The sequence below is a fragment of the Methylophilus sp. Leaf416 genome (assembly GCF_001424665.1).
Taxonomy (GTDB): Bacteria; Pseudomonadota; Gammaproteobacteria; order Burkholderiales; family Methylophilaceae; genus Methylophilus.
Map to the genome: position 1 here is coordinate 440,421 of NZ_LMQS01000001.1, position 16,186 is coordinate 456,606.

Consider the following 16,186-nt stretch of genomic DNA (forward strand, 5'->3'; position numbering starts at 1 on the left):
TTTTTATTTACCGTCGATCATGGATTTTCCATGCTGTATGTAGTACTCAAACTCGGGGCGGAAATGCTTGATAAAGCTCAACACCGGCGTTGCTGCCGCATCACCCAGCGCACAAATTGTGCGACCGGAAATGTTGTTGCTTAAATCAGTCAGCAAATCCAGATCTTCCATTTTGCCTTTGCCATTCACGATGCGCTCGATAATGCGATATACCCAACCGGTGCCTTCGCGGCATGGCGTACATTGGCCGCAGCTTTCTTCGTAGAAAAAATAGCTTAATCGTTTAAGCGTTTTAACCATGCAAGTGGTTTCATCCATCACAATCATCGACCCTGCACCCAGGCTGGAACCGGCTTTACTCAAGCCATCGTAATCCATGGTGGCATTTTCAATCGCACTGGCTGGCATAACCGCCGTAGAAGGTCCACCAGGAATAACCGCTTTTAGTTTTCGACCTTTCCAGATACCACCGGCCATTTCGAGCAAGTCCTTAAAAGGCGTGCCCATTCTGATTTCGTAGTTACCTGGTTTGTTGACATGGCCTGAGACTGAAAACAATTTACTGCCGCCGGAATTAGGCACACCCAGGTCTGCAAACGCCTGGCCGCCGTTCTGCATAATCCACGGAATCGAGGCGTAGCTCTCGGTATTATTCACATTGGTAGGCTTGCCAAATACCCCATAACTGGCCGGGAATGGCGGTTTAAAACGTGGCTGGCCTTTTTTACCTTCAATGGATTCGATCAAGGCGGTTTCTTCGCCACAGATGTAAGCACCGTAGCCATGCACTGCGTATAAATCGAAACTGAAATTGGTGCCAAACAGGTTTTCCCCTATATAGCCCGCTTCACGCGCTTCGGCCAATGCCGCTTCGAATATTTCGTAATCCTGCCATATTTCACCGTGGATATAGTTATAACCTACGCGCGCGCCCAATGTGTAGGCGGCAATCGCCATACCTTCAATCAACTGGTGCGGGTTGTAGCGGATAATGTCACGGTCTTTGAAAGTGCCTGGTTCACCTTCATCGGTATTACACACCAGATACTTGGTGCCATCGTAATAACGTGGCATAAAGCTCCACTTCAATCCGGTCGGGAAACCGGCACCGCCGCGTCCGCGCAGGTTAGAGACTTTTACCTGGCTGATGATTTCCGGCGCTTTGATTCCCTCAGTAACTAATCGTTTGAGTTGAACATAACCACCCAATTTTTCATAGGTCGCCAGTGCAGCAGGATTTTCTTCAGTCAGTGTGCGTAAGGTGACCAGGGTCTGCCCCGCCAGGTCTGTTTTGACCACAGGCGCTTTGTTTGCAGGGGTATTTGAAGTGCTTGCCATGACCCGTTCCTTCAGCCCTTGTTTAACTCATTGATGAGCGCATCCACTTTTTCAGTGGTGAGAAACTCATGCATTTGACTGTTGTTCACATGCAGCAACGGCGCACCGCCGCAACATCCCATGCACTCTCCTTCTTTGAGGCAGAATTTGCCATCAGCAGTGACTTCATTAAAACCAACTCCAAGCTTATGTTGCAGGTGTTCGACAATCTCATCCGACCCGCGCAACATACAGGAGATATTGGTACAGATGGTGATCTTGTGTTCACCCACCGGCTCCAGCTCATACATATTGTAGAAAGTAGCCACTTCAAGTGCAGCAATTTCCGGAATACGCAGATACTTCGCTACTTCTGAAATACTCTCCTTGGACAGCCATCCGCGCTCCATTTGCACAATACGCAAGGCTGACATCACAGCAGCCTGGCGCCTGTCTTTGGGATACTTACCCAGTTCGTATTCAATTTTCTCTATCGATTCTGCACTTAACATGCTTGTACCTTAAATATCTTTTCGACTTATCCAGTGTGAAATCCGGGCCATCTTATCGATCCGATTACCTATCGACTTTTATCTATCAATTTCGCCGAACACAATATCTTGTGTACCAATAATCGCCACCAAATCGGCAATCATATGCCCTTTGGTCATTTCATCCAGCGCTGCCAGATGCGCAAACCCTGGCGCACGAATTTTCAAGCGATAAGGCTTGTTGGCGCCATCGGAAACTATATAAATACCAAACTCACCTTTAGGATGTTCAATGGCGGCATAAGCCTCGCCTACAGGCACGTGAAAACCTTCGGTAAACAACTTGAAATGGTGGATCAAGTCTTCCATATTGGTTTTCATGCCTTCGCGGTTAGGCGGTGCAATCTTATTGTCACTGGTGATTACCGGACCAGGATTCACGCGTAACCAGTCTATACATTGCTTGATAATCCGGTTGGACTGACGCATTTCTTCCACACGCACCAGGTAACGGTCATAACAGTCACCGTTCACACCCAGTGGAATATCAAAGTCCATTTTGTCATAGACTTCATACGGTTGTTTCTTACGCAAATCCCAGGCAATCCCTGAACCACGCAACATCGCGCCAGTCAGTCCCAACGCTAATGCACGTTCAGGTGTTACTACACCAATACCGACCGTACGCTGTTTCCAGATACGGTTATCGGTCAGCAACGTTTCGTACTCATCCACATACGTCGGGAAGCGGTTGGTAAAGTCTTCAATAAAATCAAGCATGGAACCCTGGCGGTTCTCATTGAGTTTCTTGATTTCTGCATCGCTGCGGAATTTAGTCGTTTCATGCTGCGGCATTTTTTCCGGCAGGTCACGGTATACACCGCCAGGGCGGTAATAGGCTGCATGCATACGCGCGCCGGAAACCGCTTCGTAAACGTCAAACAAATCTTCACGCTCACGGAACGCATACAGGAATACTGTCATCGCTCCCACGTCCAGCGCATGAGCACCCAGCCATAACAGATGGTTTAGGATACGGGTAATTTCGTCAAACATGACGCGGATATACTGCGCACGGACAGGCACTTCCAATCCGAGCATTTTTTCAATCGCCATCACATAAGCATGCTCATTGGCCATCATGGATACATAATCCAGACGATCCATGTAGGGCACGCTCTGCAGGTAAGTGCGGTTCTCGGCCAGTTTTTCCGTGGCCCTATGCAATAAACCAATGTGCGGATCTGCACGCTGAATCACTTCGCCATCCAGCTCAAGCACTAAACGCAACACACCATGCGCCGCAGGGTGCTGCGGGCCAAAGTTCATGGTGTAATTCTTAATTTCAGCCATACTAAAAATTCCCTAGCTTGCCAGATTTAGCCATGATGTTTTCCTTCATCACGAATCAGGCGCGGTACATTATTGCGTTGATCAATCGAAACGGGTTGATAAACCACACGTTGCTGTACCGGGTCATAACGCATTTCTACATTGCCGATCATGGGGAAATCTTTACGGAACGGATGGCCGACAAAACCATAATCCGTCAGCAGGCGACGTAGATCCGGGTGGTTTTCAAACATCATGCCGTAAAGGTCAAACGCTTCGCGTTCAAACCAGTTGGCAACCGGCCAGACATCAACCAATGTAGGAAATAACGGAAAGTCATCATCCGTCGCAAACGCACGGATACGCACGCGCTGATTCAAACTCACAGATAACAAATGTAACACCACCGCAAAACGTGGGCCTTCCCAACGCCCGTCAGCATAGTCAGAATAATCCACACCACACAAGTCAATCAGCTGCTCGAATTTGAGTTCCGCGTGCGTTTTCAATTTATCCGCTACGGCCAGCAAATGTTTAACATGTACTTCTACCGTAATCTCGCCCAGCTTTTGTTCCAGCTTGATCACGCCATCACCCAGTGCTAACTTGAGCTGTGCGGATAAATGTTCGAGTTTTGCGGACATAGTTTGATTTCTTGGCTGAGTTTTTTAGATTCTGGTGAGCGTATCAGGTTCGGGCAATCGTATTGGTACGTTTGATTTTTTTCTGTAGCTGGATAATGCCGTACAGCAGAGCCTCTGCAGTTGGCGGACAACCTGGCACGTAAACATCGACCGGCACAATACGGTCACAGCCGCGCACTACCGCATATGAATAATGGTAATACCCACCACCATTGGCACAGCTACCCATAGAAATAACCCAGCGAGGTTCGGCCATCTGGTCATAAACCTTGCGCAACGCAGGAGCCATTTTGTTTACCAGCGTGCCAGCAACAATCATCACATCCGATTGCCGCGGGCTGGGGCGGAATACGATACCAAAGCGGTCCAGGTCATAACGCGCCGCGCCGGCATGCATCATTTCTACCGCACAACACGCCAGGCCGAACGTCATCGGCCACAAAGAGCCGGTACGTGTGTAATTGATCACCGTATCCAGTGTGGTGGTGACAAAGCCTTTTTCCAGTACGCCTTCAATGCTCATAATGCACCAATCCTATTAGTCCCATTCCAAGGCGCCCTTCATCCATTCAAAGATGAAGCCGACCACCAGCACAAACAAGAAAACCATCATCGCCCAAAAACCAGCCTGGCCAATTTCCTGGATCACGATCGCCCAGGGGAAAAGAAAAGCAATTTCGAGATCAAACAGGATAAACAGGATGGCGACCAGGTAATAACGCACATCAAATTTCATGCGCGCATCTTCAAACGCTTCAAAGCCACATTCATAAGGAGAGTTTTTTTCCGCATCAGGGCGATGCGGAGAGACGAGTTTACCAATAATAAGCGGCCCCAGGCCAACGCCCAAGCCCACCAGGGTAAACATCAAAATCGGGAAATAATTTTCTAACACTGATTTGCCTTAATCGATCATGTTAACAAGTCATTTCACTGCAAACCCAAAGGTCTGGCAACTACACAACAAACACGCCCAAGCAAACACTTCCCAACCAGCCGACGTCGCGAAACCTTGAATTAATAGATCACGCATGAACATCGCTGGTGCCGTCGGCGAGACTCGAACTCGCACAACTTTCGTCACTACCCCCTCAAGATAGCGTGTCTACCAATTCCACCACGACGGCTAAAAATTAATTGGGAATATCTTTGGGTGTATTTTCAACCGGCTTGGCAGGTTCAACTGCCTCGCCTTTGGCCGGAGCCTGTTGTGTCAGCGGGGATTTAACCACGCTGCCAGAACCCGCTTTATTACTGGACAAAAATGCCAGCGTCAAACTGGTTGCAAAAAATACTGTAATAAAAATCGATGTCAGCTTGCTGAGCAAATTGGAAGAGCCGGAAACCCCGAACAAACTACCTGAGGCGCCACTTCCAAACGCTGCACCCATGTCAGCGCCTTTGCCGTGCTGTAATAAGACCAGGCCAATCACTGAAGCTGCTGCCAACACATGAATGACAAGAATGACGTTTTCCATATTCCTTAATCCGATAATGTAATAACAATGATGCTTTTGGCACGTTTGCTATTGAGTTAGAGGTGCTATTTTACAGGAACGGCCTGACATATTTTTATAAATTGCCCAACATCTAGCGAGCAACGGCCGATCAGCGCACCATCTATTTCCTTCTGATTTAATAATTGTACCGCATTTTGTGGACTTACGCTCCCTCCGTAGAGGATTTTTAAGCTGGCAGAGGCCGATTTATCGGCATTCGCTACTGACTCGCGAATAAACTGGTGCATGGCGACCGCCTGCTCTGCAGTCGCGGCCAAGCCAGTACCAATCGCCCAAATCGGTTCATAAGAAACAATGGTATCGGCAAATGCTTCGCCACCAAACAGGCGAATAATTGTTTCTAACTGCCGACCCACCACACGCTCCATGACGCCGGCTTCGCGCTCAAGCAGAGTTTCACCGACGCACAAAATCGGCTTCAGGCCATGGCGTTTGGCTACCATCATTTTTTCAGCGATATTCTCATCCGACTCACAATACGCCGTACTGCGTTCGGAATGCCCGATAATCACATATTGCGCGCCAAAATCGCGCAGCATACTCGCACCGACTTCACCGGTATAAGCACCTTGCTCGAACTTGGCCAGATTCTGTGCACCCCAGCCTATCCGTGAATTGGACAGCAACGATTGTGCCTGCGCCAGATATGGATACGGTACGCAAACTACAACATCTGTTTGCGTAAGCGAAGTTAAGCCTTCCAGGTAGCCCTCAATCAATGCCTGGTTAAAAGCCAGGCTGCCATGCATTTTCCAGTTGGCAACAATTAACTTATGGGGCTTTGTGTTTGAATCAGGTTGAGACATGCAGAAATTAACTCACAATGTACGGAGCGTTAGCCCATTGAATTTGCTTTGCGCGAATTCTACGCCCGCACACCGTGAGCGACAAGTCTGGTGATAAAACTTAGGTATAAAGCCAGGCAATAAGACCCGGCAACATCATTAAGCGCTCAAGAACGGATAATCAGTATATCCCTTGTCAGTGCCACCATAGAATGAAGAAGGGTCGGCTTCATTCAGTGGAGCATCTTTCGCATAGCGCGTAACCAGGTCAGGGTTCGCGATAAATGGCACACCGAAAGCCACGGCATCCGCATGCCCACTGGCAATCACTGCATTGCCACGCGCTTTGTCATAGCCAAGATTGGCGATATAGCCATTGTTGAACAGTTTACGCAGTGCCTCAAAATCGAACGGCTCAGCTTCACCGCCCCCATGAATGCCGCCTTCAACCGCATGCAAATATGCCAGATCAAACTGATTCAATGCCTGTGCAACATAATTGAAAGTCTTTTGTGGCTGGCTGTCTTTCATATCATTGAACGGATTCACCGGCGAAATACGCACACCCACTTTGTTCGCTCCAATAGTGTCCACTACCGCTTGCACCACTTCCAGCAATAATCGGGTGCGATTCTCTAGAGACCCGCCATAAGCATCCTCGCGCTGATTTGATCCATCTCTCAAAAACTGGTCTAGCAGATAGCCATTTGCTGCATGCACTTCAACCCCATCGAAACCCGCCGCGATGGCGCAACGCGTCGCATGTACATAATCTTGTACTATGGTGGGCAGCTCATCCAGCTCGAGGGCGCGTGGAGTGACATAATCCTGCAAACCTTGATAAGTAAACGCCTGCCCTGCCGGTTTGATTGCTGAAGGAGCTACAGGCTGAGACTGGTTGGGTAATAAACTAGGATGTGAAATACGGCCTACATGCCACAACTGGATGACGATTTTGCCACCTTGTGCGTGGACGGCATCGGTCACTTTTTTCCAGCCGGCAATCTGTGCATCGGTATAAATACCTGGCAAGGCCGGGTAACCATGCGCCATTGGTGAAATCGGCGTCGCTTCTGTAATAATCAGGCCAGCTGTGGCGCGCTGCTCGTAGTATGTCACATTCATCGCCTGCGGCACGCCGCCCTCACCTGCACGGTTCCGCGTAAGAGGTGCCATCACTACGCGATTTTTTAATGCGATTGCGCCCAGTGTTAATGGGGAAAATAAATCTAATGCCATGCTTATCTCCAATACTTACATTTTACGAATCTTAAAACGAATATACGGAAGCCTGACCAAACCAGGCTTCCGTATTCATATTGCTAATTACTGTGTTATTTAGCTTTAACGCCTTCAATCAACAAGGTCACTTCAATCTCATCGCCTACTGGTGAGTTGGCACCAGTCGCCCAGCCATAACCGTAATCTGAGGCTTTCAGAGTTACATGCCCCTCAAAACCTGCGCGTTGCCCACCCCATGGATCAGAACCGTATCCTAATACGCGAACAGGGATATCCACTTGTTTGGTGACGCCATGCATGGTCAACTTGCCCTGTAAAATGGCCTGATTCTGGTTTGAAGCAGTAATCTTGGTGCTTTCGAACTGAATCTGTGTGTATTTGGCGGCATCCAGATACTTGTCGGCTTTGATATGCTCATCGCGCTTGGCTAAACCAGAGTTCACACTCGCAACATTAATTGTCGCGCGCACGGTAGCTGTATTCAAGTTGGCCGGATCAAGCGTAATCACACCCGTCACATCATTAAAAGTGCCGGAAGTTTTGGCAACCACATGGCGGATGCTGAAATTGGCAAAACTATGTGCAGCATCAATATTGTAGGTTTCGGTTGCGGCCCAGGCTTGTGAAGCTGCCAACAGACTTACAGCTAAGAGTAACTTTTTCACTTTAATTTCTCCCTAATTTGGATTGTTATTTAGATTCAGAAAACCGTTTGGCAATCGTAGCAACGCGCTCACCCAAATGCTCGGCAGTTAATAGATCACTAGGAATCGGTCCAAACTCTGGCCCCTGATCGGCATTCGCCTGCGCCATCGCGCCCAAGAAGCCACCCAAACGATTTAAATCGTTGACCGACCCTTTACTGTTATTGTTCCCCGGCAATAAATCCTGTCCTACCCAGATCATGCCGTGTTGTGCTGCAAACACTGCTAACTGTATTAATGTACTAAGCTTGTCCCCGCTTTGGCTGGCAGAGGTGGTGAAGCCAGCTGCAATCTTGTCTTTCCACTCGCGGACATACCATTTCTCCGAACTGGCTTCCATAAAAGCTTTAAAAGCAGCTGACGCTGAACCCATATAAGTCGGGCTACCAAAAATAATCGCATCACTTGCTTTAAGTGCATCCCATTGCTGCTGGGCTTCTTCTGCAGTAAAAAGATGCAGTTTTACGCCTGCCACTTTCTCGACACCGCGCGCAACCGCTTTGGCTTGCTCTGCGGTATGGCCATAACCACTGTGATAAACAATTGAAACTTGAGTCATGTTGTTACTCCCTTCATATTAAATAATGAATGTTAAAACCTATTTTTTATTGCCAGGTAAATCAAACCACAACACTTCACTTTCTTCGTGCGCGCGCATTTCCAGTTTAGTCGCATCTTCAATTTTCAGCGCATCGCCAGTGGCTAATCGCTCACCATTGATCTCAACTGCACCGCGGGCAACATGCATATAAGCGCTGCGGCCTTCGCTCACTTCCAGAGGCAGGCTATGTTCTGCCTCAAGCACGGTGGCGCACAAAGTCACATCCTGGTGAACTTTCAATGAACCATCCCAGGCATCAGGCGAGGCGATCAAAGCCCAGCGATTCAATTTATTCTCTACAGAAATCGTTTTTTCTTCATAGCCTGGCGCCAGATTCAAAGTCGCAGGCTCAATCCATATCTGTAATAAATGCGCGGTGGTTTTGTCAGAGGCATTCATCTCACTATGACGCACGCCAGTACCGGCCGTCATGCGCTGCACATCACCGGCACGAATGACGGACCCATTACCCATGCTGTCGGTATGACGTAGCTCACCCGCCAGCATATAAGTAATGATTTCCATATCCTGATGGCCGTGCATGCCAAAGCCGGTTGCCGGGGCGACTTTATCGTCGTTAATCACGCGTAATACTGAAAACCCCATATGGGCCGGATCGTAATAACTGGAAAATGAAAAGCTGTGAAAGCTTTCCAGCCAGCCATGATTGGCGTAGCCACGTGTGTTTGAAGGGCGAATGTTCAACATTTTATTCACTCCGTTTGAAAGATTAAATGTATGATAAAAAAACACTAACCCCATTGATAGCAAAACATTTTGCATCACTTGTTCAATTTTTTTGATTAAGCATTTATGAGCCTCAAACTCAGCATTGAAGCGCTGGAAGTAATTGACATGATCGCGCGCAAAGGCAGCTTTGCGGCAGCAGCAGAAGCTTTATACCGCGTGCCTTCTGCACTCACCTACACGGTACGCAAGCTTGAGGAAGATTTAGGCATAGAGTTATTTGATCGTAGCGGCCACCGCGCGACCCTAACAGCAGCGGGCGCAGAATTGCTTAAAGAAGGCCGTTATTTGCTGGACGCGGCCCAGACGCTGGAATGCCGAGTGCGCAGGATAGCCACTGGCGTTGAAACCGATATTGCGATTGCTATCAGCGACCTGTTCGATTTTCAGCCTATTCTGAATTTACTACAAACGTTCTACCAGCAGGGATTTGGCACCCGGGTTAAACTTCTGCGTGAGGTCTATGGTGGTAGTTGGGATGCTCTGCAAACCAACCGCGCAGATATTTCAATCGGTGCACCGGGTGATTCCCCACCCGGCAATGGTTTTGGCACTCATTTGCTAGGGCAACTGGAATTTGTGTTTGCCATTGCACCACATCACCCGTTGGCAGCGCTGCCTGAACCATTAGACGCCAATGATATTGTGCAGCACCGGGTAGTCGCTGCAGCGGATAGCTCACGCAACCTGCCTCCGCGCACCTCCGGCATACTTTCCGGTCAGGATACCCTGACCGTGCCGGACATGCAGACCAAGCTGCAAGCACAGATATCCGGTATTGCGATCGGCTATTTACCAAAACAAATGGCGCAAACCGCAGCCGATAAAGGGCTGCTTCTGATCAAGCAAGTGGCGGAACCCAAGCCAGTAGCGCCGACTTTTATTGCCTGGCGGCATCAACGCCCTGCCGATATGGGCAAAGCCATACAATGGCTACTCAAGCAACTCTCAGAACTCACTTTGGAGCAATTACTCACCAAATGATTTATCATTTGGGCTGGATTGCCTAACGGAAAAAGCATGTCACAAGAACAACTGCCTGAAGAGTTCGAACCATTAAACCGCATCGCCATCAAGGCGATGCTTTGGCTCAACGGCCTGGCTCATATCATCATTGGCCTGGCACTCGCCATCTCGGTCATCATGTTCACCTGGCTGTTCTTTATCGATGTAAAAGAAGCTGCTTCGACCAACAACCTGGTACATGGTTTTTTACGTGCACTGGGTACATTAATGTTGCTGTGGTCCATATCAGCGTTAATCTCAGCAGAAATCCGCTACCTGCGCGGCCATAAATTACTGGTTGAAACCTTTGTCGAGGTCGTCCTTGTCATGTTTCTACGTAAACTGATCGTGCTACCTGTGCAGGATGCCACCCCAACCTACCAGGAAATCGGCATCTGGCTGGCGGGCGCTTTTACCATGGGCTTGGTATATATCCTTATTCGCTTGGCCGATAAACCCAGTAACACATAATATTTATGCAAGACCAAGATTACATGCGCATGGCAATTGCGCTCGCTGAAGAAGCGGCCAGCCTGGGTGAAGTGCCGGTAGGCGCAATAATAGTGAAGAATGGAGAAGTGATCGGCCGTGGGAGAAATGCCCCTATCAGTCTAAATGACCCGACAGCACATGCTGAAATCCAGGCTATGCGGGAAGCCGCCAAACACTTGGGTAATTACAGATTGGTGGATTGTACGTTGTATGTGACTTTAGAACCTTGCGCCATGTGCAGCGGCGCTATCCAGCATGCACGTATTTCCCGCCTGGTGTACGGTGCCAGCGACCCCAAAACCGGCTGTTGCGGGAGTGTCATTAATTTGATGGCAGAAAATAAGCTAAACCATCACTGTGAAGTGACCAGCAATGTAATCGGTGATGAATGTGGCTCCCTGTTAAGCAGTTTTTTCAGGCAACGTCGCCTGGATAAAGAACAAGACAAACTCTTGCCCTAGCGCTTGCCGGGCTCAAAAGATCCAAACAAGTTAACGTACCTGACGCATAAAAATAAACCCGCCGAGGGCGGGTTTATTGGTCACTGCCTGGATGAATTAAGCAGATTTACGGCGGCGAACGATACTCCCGATCATTGCCAAACCAGCCATCATCATGGCATAAGTTTCAGCTTCTGGCACCATAGTCACAGCGAAACCGCTCAGGAACATATCCTGACGGATACGGCCACCTTCTGAAGATGATGCACCTTGTACGATGTGTACAGCGTTCGATGTCCATTCAACAATTGAGTTATTTGCACTGAACTTGATCAGATACAAACCACTGTTAGGATTATCTTCGCCCAAGCTTACGTCTGTTCGGATCGCTACTTTGTCTGCATCAAAGTATGCGCCTGTAGCAGCCGTACCAGCATTGTAGGAGGCAATGTAATCAGAACGAGAAGGATCACGCAAACGATAGCCAGCCTCTGCACCACTATAGATACCGGATGCATAAGTCCATGCTGCACTTAAATCACCGGTTGCGTCGGCGAAACCGCTACGCACAATAGAGTTGATTTCAGTAATACCATGGTCATCATTGGTTAACTGGAAATAGGTACCGATGATGTAGGAGTTACTTGAAGCTTCATACCAGAAAGAATCCACAAACTGTCCAACAATCTGGCTTGTACTGCCAGCAACTGGCGAGTAAACATCCGTAGTGACAGAGTTCTTCAGTGTCCAGGAAGATGGCAAATCATTAATAAAGAACGGATCAGTTGCAGGGTTGTTGGTACTGCCTGGGGTACGGGCGCCATTGTTAGAGATAGTGGTGAAATCACCTGCGTATGCAGAACCTACAGCTGCAAAAGTAATCGCAGCGGCTGCCAAAGATTGTTTCAAAAGAGTAGCTTTCATAGTATTATTTCCTCGCAATTAAGATATTTAGATGGCGGGGTAGCCTTGGCTCCCCGCTCTTTTTTTCATGGCATTTATAATTTTAAGTATGTCTATGCCATTATTTTGATTGACGACGACGTGCGGCTGCGCCTGCTACGCCAAGGCCGGCCAACATCAAGGCATAAGTTTCTGCTTCCGGTACAGGAGTGGCAATGAAACCAGTCATGAATCCACCGACTACAGACTGACCCTCTTCACCAGCTTGATAGTAACCAATGGCGTTAGCGCCGAGGCCATAATTCACAGCATCGGTTTTTACCAGATACAAGCCAGACCAAGGGTTACCTTCTGAAACGCTGATATCAGCCTTTTGACGAACAATACCGTTGGTGTAATCTACAACTGGGTCATAAGTAAAATCATTTGTCTGGCCGGCCTGATACATACGCAAATCAAAGTCGGACAGGAATGTCCAGGCGACTGAAGGATTATCACCTGCGCCCTGGCGATATAGGTAGTTAACTTCCTGATCGTTATCAACCAGGTTCATATAACGCGTACCAAATACCAGTTTGCCGTCGGCGCTGTCACGGTAGACATAATCAAACACGGTTGCCTGGGCAATACCAGGTAGCAAAGTTACGTTTTCAGTCACGCGCCAGTCAACCAGGGTCAATGTACCTGTTGAAATCGTTGGATTACCGGTAGTAGTTGCAAAGGTTCTATAATTCAATGCAGATGCAACCACACCATTGTCTGAACCGTACTCATAACCACTCAGATAAGTCGTTGAGGTCAGATTTTCAATGTAGAAAATGTCCCTGTTCGGATTATTGATACCGTTTTTCAAACCACCATTTGCTAGGGAAAGGTCTCCGCCCACACCTTGTGTTAAGGATACAAAATTCCCTGCATAAGCACTGTTTACGCTTAATGCAAGCATACTGGCTAACAATATTGCCTTTAACTTCATCACTAATCTCCTTTATTTAAAGAATATTTGTTTTCAATCTAATTCCAGTTGTCATGGCTAGATAACAAAACTAATTACCTGCTGCATTTTTAAAACAATCTATTGATCTCTACCAGCTTCGTCTTTAACAGGTGGCAAAACCTGTGCCAGCGGTTTTCCGGTTATCAGAAATTTACAAAAGAAATTTACTGCGACAGGAGAATTTATAAGTAATTGATAAATAATGATTAAATTTTTATAAATTTAAATTTTTCTTTAAATTTTATTAACAAATTTAAAGAAAGTTCTTAATAAAAAATCAATCCATAATAATGGTTGTTATAAACCACCGATTGGTTGCCGAAAACAACCAAGAAAAAAAACCAGCAATCAATGCTGGTTTTTTATCTCATCTTCACTTTTAATCTTTAAAGGCTTTGTTTTTCCAATCCCAATCAATTGAAAGCCCTATCCATGCTGCTCTGGGCGCACCAGGACCAATGAATGTTGTATTGTTCCAGTTGTTAGAGTTAGTTTGAAATTGGCCTGCAGAATTGAATGGATTTCTTCCTAAATCACCCGCGGTGGCGTATTCTCGATCAAAAATATTATCCAATTTCAAGAACATTTTCACACCTGGATTAAATTGATAATTGGCTCGCAGATGGAATACTGCATAACCTGATGTCGTACCTTCACCAATATAGTTATATCTTTCAGTAGAAATTCGACCTCGTGGTTGGTGATCATTATTTTCATTCCCCCTAACAAAAGCGGAAGAATGCATAACCATTGATAGAGTTGCATCAAATTTATCAGAAAATCTGTGGCTCCAGCTTGCCTGTAAAATATGATTTGGCATACCTGGCAATTGATCTCCAGACTCGACCGTTACGTAAGCCTGTGCTGCCGCAGCAACAATTTGCGAATTAGTACTATTTGCGTCATTGATGATCCTTTGCGAGGATTCAAACGTAGCCCTCATAAAGGTATAGTTTAGACTGAACTTATCATTATCTACCCCCCCTTTAACACCCATTTCTATCCCTTGTCGTAAGGTTGACCCAAAATTATCAAATACACCGCGATTTCTCCGACCTAACGGAACAAACAAAATATCATCCTTCAATTCAGTTCGGAACAATCCGATATTCCAATCCCAACCTTGAGTTTCACCTCTGAAACCAGTTTCATATGAGGTGGAACGTACCTGTTTTAAATATGGATCCGAAGATAATGAAGTGGGTATAGAACAACCAACTTGATAATTTTGACTTCCAACTGCGGCAGTTGCATTTTTATCATTTGCGCACCCAAGTTCAATCACGGTAGGTGTTCGTGCCCCTCGACTTACATTCCCATAAGTAGTTAAGTCTTTTCTTACTTCCCAAGTTACCCCTAGGGATGGATTAAAGCTACGATAGTCATAATCTCCCGTACTACATGCATAACGACCACGAGTTGGAGAAACATCGCCACGCACCAAGCATTTTTGCTTTAGTGGATTGTAATCATCATCCGTAAATGCATGCAGTTCCTTACCATTATCTGAAATAAGTGTATTTTTAACGTTTGTCCAATTTAAGCGTGCTCCGAGAGTTAAATGCAAATCATCGGTTGGCGACCAAGTATCCGAAATAAAAGCACTTTTTGTTTTGCTACTACCCTTCAAATTATTTCTATCTACAATGTAGTAAGCACCATAAAAACCGTTGTCTTCAAAAAAATCTGTATTTGTTGTTGGTCGTACTACATGATTATCATCAATTTCACCCATTTGCTGAGATTGTAAGAAGCCGATTCTATTGCTATCTATAGATACGCCAGCAACAACTTGATGCTTATCAAAATCAAAAGAAGACTGAAACATTCCCCCACCACTGATTTGATTGAGAGCAGTGTAGTTAAACATCCCATTCAACTTACCGGCATCATCCACTCCATCTCCATCAATATCATTTCCCCATTGAGAAATTAATGCTCGATATGGATCATAGACATCTCCGCTTATCGCAGATTGATCTAAGCGCCGCTTGTATAGCGACCCGGATAGAGTAACGTTATCATTAACATACCAACTCCCATTTAACGCATAATGTTCAAGTGTACTTTTCACTTGATCAGGTGAGGTATAGACTTGAGTCCTATCTCGTTCAGCTATTTCAAATGGAATCATGCCATTACCGACAAGAGCAGTGTCCACATTCATAGCAGTAAAATTCAATTCACCAGCATCTAACCTTACTGATGCTTTGTTGAAAAGTTGACGTACATTCGTTGGAGAATTATCACGCCAGCCATCCTCCTTAAAATGATTATAGGCCGTGAATAAAGCAAATCTCTCACCATGTAAACCATTTGAAAATTGTGCTTGCTCCCTGCCCCATGAACCAAAAAGATATTGCGACCTTAGATAGTTATCTGAAAAACCATCTTTAGTACGAATAGCTAATGCACCACCGATGGTATTTAAACCAAACAATGGATTAGACCCTGGGATTAGATTAAGACTGGAAATAGCATTCATGGGAATTAAATCCCAGTTGACTACCTCACCAAACGCTTCATTAATACGAACACCATCCAAATAAACCGAAATGCCTTGTGGCGTACCTATAGATGGTGAAGCCGTAAAACCACGAAAATTTAAATCTTGTTGAAAAGGGTTCCCAGCATAATCATTCGTTGTGACCGATTGCATATTCCCATTCATAAACTCCGTCACATTGAGTGCTTTTGTTTCTTCAATCTCTTTTGAAGTTGCGCTTTGTATATTAGTAGTGGCCGTTGCCTTATCGATGGGAACCCCAGGCAAAGGGGTAATGATTCTCTGACGCTTTGCCTTTACTTCAATTTCATCAAGTAGGATTGTTGCATTTGGCTCTGCCGCTTGGGAATTGTTGTTTGAAGGCTCGGCATCCAACTCCGCCCCAATCAAAACTCCAGAATAAGTTGCCATTAGCAACACTAACTTCAATTTATTATTTAACACACTGTCTCCCCCATTT

General features: G+C 46.5%; 18 protein-coding genes and 1 tRNA gene. 3 read left to right on the forward strand and 16 right to left on the reverse strand.

What is annotated here, in order from left to right; genetic code table 11:
- Positions 1 to 3 precede the first annotated feature (3 nt).
- The 13 genes from nuoF to ASG34_RS02110 all read right to left on the reverse strand — a co-directional run bounded on the left by nuoF (position 4) and on the right by ASG34_RS02110 (position 9,344).
- The gene (nuoF, locus tag ASG34_RS02050) at positions 4 to 1,338 is read right to left on the reverse strand and encodes an NADH-quinone oxidoreductase subunit NuoF (RefSeq protein WP_055825961.1); all 1,335 of its coding nucleotides are present in this window, start codon (positions 1,336 to 1,338) and stop codon (positions 4 to 6) included.
- A gap of 11 nt (positions 1,339 to 1,349) precedes the next feature.
- Positions 1,350 to 1,829, reverse strand: a complete 480-nt coding sequence (gene nuoE / locus ASG34_RS02055; protein ID WP_055825963.1) for an NADH-quinone oxidoreductase subunit NuoE — start codon at positions 1,827 to 1,829, stop codon at positions 1,350 to 1,352.
- A gap of 78 nt (positions 1,830 to 1,907) precedes the next feature.
- Complete coding sequence (locus ASG34_RS02060) at positions 1,908 to 3,161, reverse strand: NADH-quinone oxidoreductase subunit D (RefSeq protein ID WP_055825965.1); 1,254 nt, start codon at positions 3,159 to 3,161, stop codon at positions 1,908 to 1,910.
- Positions 3,162 to 3,187: 26 nt separating this feature from the next.
- Positions 3,188 to 3,784, reverse strand: a complete 597-nt coding sequence (locus ASG34_RS02065; RefSeq protein ID WP_055825967.1) for an NADH-quinone oxidoreductase subunit C — start codon at positions 3,782 to 3,784, stop codon at positions 3,188 to 3,190.
- Positions 3,785 to 3,827: 43 nt separating this feature from the next.
- Entirely contained in the window at positions 3,828 to 4,307 is a 480-nt protein-coding gene (locus ASG34_RS13920; protein ID WP_055825969.1) for a NuoB/complex I 20 kDa subunit family protein, read from the reverse strand.
- 15 nt (positions 4,308 to 4,322) lie between these two features.
- Positions 4,323 to 4,652: an NADH-quinone oxidoreductase subunit A gene (locus ASG34_RS13925; RefSeq protein ID WP_055827261.1), complete on the reverse strand. Its 330-nt coding sequence runs from the start codon at positions 4,650 to 4,652 to the stop codon at positions 4,323 to 4,325.
- 174 nt (positions 4,653 to 4,826) lie between these two features.
- A tRNA-Leu gene (locus ASG34_RS02080) sits at positions 4,827 to 4,911 on the reverse strand.
- A gap of 6 nt (positions 4,912 to 4,917) precedes the next feature.
- Positions 4,918 to 5,262, reverse strand: a complete 345-nt coding sequence (secG, locus tag ASG34_RS02085; protein ID WP_055825971.1) for a preprotein translocase subunit SecG — start codon at positions 5,260 to 5,262, stop codon at positions 4,918 to 4,920.
- Between the two features lie 65 nt (positions 5,263 to 5,327).
- The gene (gene tpiA, locus ASG34_RS02090) at positions 5,328 to 6,110 is read right to left on the reverse strand and encodes a triose-phosphate isomerase (protein WP_055825973.1); all 783 of its coding nucleotides are present in this window, start codon (positions 6,108 to 6,110) and stop codon (positions 5,328 to 5,330) included.
- 138 nt (positions 6,111 to 6,248) lie between these two features.
- Positions 6,249 to 7,328 (reverse strand): alkene reductase, encoded by a 1,080-nt coding sequence (locus ASG34_RS02095; protein WP_055825976.1) that lies wholly within the window; start codon positions 7,326 to 7,328, stop codon positions 6,249 to 6,251.
- 95 nt (positions 7,329 to 7,423) lie between these two features.
- Positions 7,424 to 7,996: a YceI family protein gene (locus ASG34_RS02100; protein ID WP_055825977.1), complete on the reverse strand. Its 573-nt coding sequence runs from the start codon at positions 7,994 to 7,996 to the stop codon at positions 7,424 to 7,426.
- Positions 7,997 to 8,021: 25 nt separating this feature from the next.
- On the reverse strand, positions 8,022 to 8,594 hold the full coding sequence (locus ASG34_RS02105) for a flavodoxin family protein (RefSeq protein WP_055825979.1): 573 nt from the start codon (positions 8,592 to 8,594) through the stop codon (positions 8,022 to 8,024).
- A 39-nt stretch (positions 8,595 to 8,633) separates the two neighbouring features.
- Positions 8,634 to 9,344, reverse strand: a complete 711-nt coding sequence (locus ASG34_RS02110) for a pirin family protein (RefSeq protein WP_055825981.1) — start codon at positions 9,342 to 9,344, stop codon at positions 8,634 to 8,636.
- Positions 9,345 to 9,449: 105 nt separating this feature from the next.
- Between ASG34_RS02110 and ASG34_RS02115 the strand changes: the two genes are divergently transcribed.
- From ASG34_RS02115 to tadA, 3 genes are read left to right on the forward strand one after another with little or no spacing between them, the layout of a single operon-like run.
- Positions 9,450 to 10,367, forward strand: coding sequence for a LysR family transcriptional regulator (locus ASG34_RS02115; protein ID WP_055825983.1), 918 nt, complete (start codon positions 9,450 to 9,452; stop codon positions 10,365 to 10,367).
- A 36-nt stretch (positions 10,368 to 10,403) separates the two neighbouring features.
- Complete coding sequence (locus tag ASG34_RS02120) at positions 10,404 to 10,859, forward strand: phosphate-starvation-inducible PsiE family protein (protein WP_055825985.1); 456 nt, start codon at positions 10,404 to 10,406, stop codon at positions 10,857 to 10,859.
- A gap of 5 nt (positions 10,860 to 10,864) precedes the next feature.
- A complete protein-coding gene (tadA, locus tag ASG34_RS02125; RefSeq protein ID WP_055825987.1) occupies positions 10,865 to 11,341 on the forward strand; it encodes a tRNA adenosine(34) deaminase TadA in 477 nt (158 codons plus the stop codon).
- A gap of 96 nt (positions 11,342 to 11,437) precedes the next feature.
- Here tadA and ASG34_RS02130 read toward each other — a convergent pair whose 3' ends face one another.
- The 3 genes from ASG34_RS02130 to ASG34_RS02140 all read right to left on the reverse strand — a co-directional run bounded on the left by ASG34_RS02130 (position 11,438) and on the right by ASG34_RS02140 (position 16,170).
- Complete coding sequence (locus ASG34_RS02130) at positions 11,438 to 12,244, reverse strand: PEP-CTERM sorting domain-containing protein (RefSeq protein WP_055825989.1); 807 nt, start codon at positions 12,242 to 12,244, stop codon at positions 11,438 to 11,440.
- Between the two features lie 100 nt (positions 12,245 to 12,344).
- The gene (locus ASG34_RS02135; RefSeq protein ID WP_055825990.1) at positions 12,345 to 13,199 is read right to left on the reverse strand and encodes a PEP-CTERM sorting domain-containing protein; all 855 of its coding nucleotides are present in this window, start codon (positions 13,197 to 13,199) and stop codon (positions 12,345 to 12,347) included.
- Between the two features lie 400 nt (positions 13,200 to 13,599).
- A complete protein-coding gene (locus ASG34_RS02140) occupies positions 13,600 to 16,170 on the reverse strand; it encodes a TonB-dependent receptor (protein WP_055825992.1) in 2,571 nt (856 codons plus the stop codon).
- Between the last annotated feature and the right edge of the window lie 16 nt (positions 16,171 to 16,186).

Excerpts from the sequence above, each read along its gene's own strand:
- secG (WP_055825971.1), bottom strand. The coding sequence starts at position 5,262 with ATGGAAAACGTCATTCTTGTCATTCATGTGTTGGCAGCAGCTTCAGTG.
- ASG34_RS02095 (WP_055825976.1), bottom strand. The coding sequence starts at position 7,328 with ATGGCATTAGATTTATTTTCCCCATTAACACTGGGCGCAATCGCATTA.
- tpiA (WP_055825973.1), bottom strand. The coding sequence starts at position 6,110 with ATGTCTCAACCTGATTCAAACACAAAGCCCCATAAGTTAATTGTTGCC.
- ASG34_RS02105 (WP_055825979.1), bottom strand. The coding sequence starts at position 8,594 with ATGACTCAAGTTTCAATTGTTTATCACAGTGGTTATGGCCATACCGCA.
- ASG34_RS02135 (WP_055825990.1), bottom strand. The coding sequence starts at position 13,199 with ATGAAGTTAAAGGCAATATTGTTAGCCAGTATGCTTGCATTAAGCGTA.
- ASG34_RS02065 (WP_055825967.1), bottom strand. The coding sequence starts at position 3,784 with ATGTCCGCAAAACTCGAACATTTATCCGCACAGCTCAAGTTAGCACTG.
- ASG34_RS13920 (WP_055825969.1), bottom strand. The coding sequence starts at position 4,307 with ATGAGCATTGAAGGCGTACTGGAAAAAGGCTTTGTCACCACCACACTG.
- ASG34_RS02120 (WP_055825985.1), top strand. The coding sequence starts at position 10,404 with ATGTCACAAGAACAACTGCCTGAAGAGTTCGAACCATTAAACCGCATC.
- ASG34_RS02060 (WP_055825965.1), bottom strand. The coding sequence starts at position 3,161 with ATGGCTGAAATTAAGAATTACACCATGAACTTTGGCCCGCAGCACCCT.
- ASG34_RS13925 (WP_055827261.1), bottom strand. The coding sequence starts at position 4,652 with ATGTTTACCCTGGTGGGCTTGGGCGTTGGCCTGGGGCCGCTTATTATT.
- ASG34_RS02115 (WP_055825983.1), top strand. The coding sequence starts at position 9,450 with ATGAGCCTCAAACTCAGCATTGAAGCGCTGGAAGTAATTGACATGATC.
- ASG34_RS02110 (WP_055825981.1), bottom strand. The coding sequence starts at position 9,344 with ATGTTGAACATTCGCCCTTCAAACACACGTGGCTACGCCAATCATGGC.
- ASG34_RS02130 (WP_055825989.1), bottom strand. The coding sequence starts at position 12,244 with ATGAAAGCTACTCTTTTGAAACAATCTTTGGCAGCCGCTGCGATTACT.
- nuoF (WP_055825961.1), bottom strand. The coding sequence starts at position 1,338 with ATGGCAAGCACTTCAAATACCCCTGCAAACAAAGCGCCTGTGGTCAAA.
- nuoE (WP_055825963.1), bottom strand. The coding sequence starts at position 1,829 with ATGTTAAGTGCAGAATCGATAGAGAAAATTGAATACGAACTGGGTAAG.
- tadA (WP_055825987.1), top strand. The coding sequence starts at position 10,865 with ATGCAAGACCAAGATTACATGCGCATGGCAATTGCGCTCGCTGAAGAA.